This window comes from Prevotella sp. MGM1 (assembly GCF_002933775.1).
Lineage (GTDB): Bacteria > Bacteroidota > Bacteroidia > Bacteroidales > Bacteroidaceae > Prevotella.
The window spans coordinates 1-1,271 of record NZ_BEWV01000156.1; the positions used below are offsets into that span (position 1 = coordinate 1).

The following is a 1,271-nucleotide window of genomic DNA, read 5'->3' on the forward strand; positions in this document are numbered from 1 at the left end:
CTATGGTTGTATTTTTGCAGTTCCCCGTTCGGACTTGCTAAATATGAATCTATTTGGTGTGTATTTGCGGTTCCAATGTCGGTTATGTTTTTCTTTGAATTTGTAACTTTTTTCATTTTATGAGGTGGTAGGATTTGCCATCATCCATTATTCCCGAAAAGTAATTACTATAAAAAGTTTCCGAGCCAGGGCAGCCAGTCCGGCTCTTTTACGTTATACTTATACCTTTGTAACTCATACTCTTTGTCGTTTAAGTATAATGTTCCGAACGGATAGTACTGGTTTGTTTCCAATCCTTTGGAATATCCGTCTAATTTTGTATACTATTCAGTTCTTTTCATAATAAATAGCGATTATTCTTCCATCTGATTTTTGAATACTAAGATTTCCGGTTCCTCCACCAGAAAGAGTCCCTCTGATATACCACAAAGTTTTATCATACAATTCTATCTGAATAGGTTGGCTTTTATGAAAATCTATTATTTCATACCCAACTTCGGCTGCCGTCCGAGCATCTTTTATAACGCCATTCGGTAATTCATACACTGTGCTATCTGGCGTATATCCATATTTTGAGATATAATTATTATCTTTTTTAAATCTGTTAATCTGTATTAATAGTCTCTCTATATCTTCTTTGTATTGCTTGTTTTGCTTCTTATTTGGATTCATTGAGATATGCAGAACTCTTCCATCATTTTTTTGTATCATTAATGTACTATGAACAATGGTGTTATATCCACGAACCAACCACACCCTATTGTTTATCAATGTGACTTTATATCTTTTATATGTCGCTACTAAATTCTCTCCATGTATAGCCTTAAATATGATTGAGCTTATTTGGACAGCTAAACCAGGTGTTGTAACTTTGGGAACTATTGAAGCGTCTATAAATATATCCATGGGTAATTCTCCGAAATCAGGAGCTTGTTCCTGAGGTCTTTCGTGTTTCCTAATACCGTTAAATTCATATAATTTAGGTTGAGGCTTAGGCTTCTGATTTTCTTGTGTTGTTCCTATTATTATCAGACATATAACAATAGAAATAAAAAAAAGTATTCCGTATATGCATTTATTATTCTTTTTCATAATTGTAATATGTTATGGTGTCATTAAATATTGATTGAATGAAGGAAAATCTTTTATGTCAAGAAACATACTTTTATCCTTTTCAAAGAAAGGTGAAATGCTATTTTGCCTATCAGGGTCATTGGGGTCGCTTGGCATTTCGTTTGATAATACTTTTATTTTACCAGTCCTATGGTTGT

Annotated in this window: 1 protein-coding gene; it reads right to left on the reverse strand. The window is 33.0% G+C overall.

Going from position 1 to position 1,271, the window contains the following annotated elements; all coding sequences use genetic code 11:
* Positions 1-327: 327 nt before the first annotated feature.
* On the reverse strand, positions 328-1,092 hold the full coding sequence (locus tag MoGM_RS05865; protein WP_104369185.1) for an NTF2 fold immunity protein: 765 nt from the start codon (positions 1,090-1,092) through the stop codon (positions 328-330).
* Between the last annotated feature and the right edge of the window lie 179 nt (positions 1,093-1,271).

Excerpts from the sequence above, each read along its gene's own strand:
- MoGM_RS05865 (WP_104369185.1), bottom strand. The coding sequence starts at position 1,092 with ATGAAAAAGAATAATAAATGCATATACGGAATACTTTTTTTTATTTCT.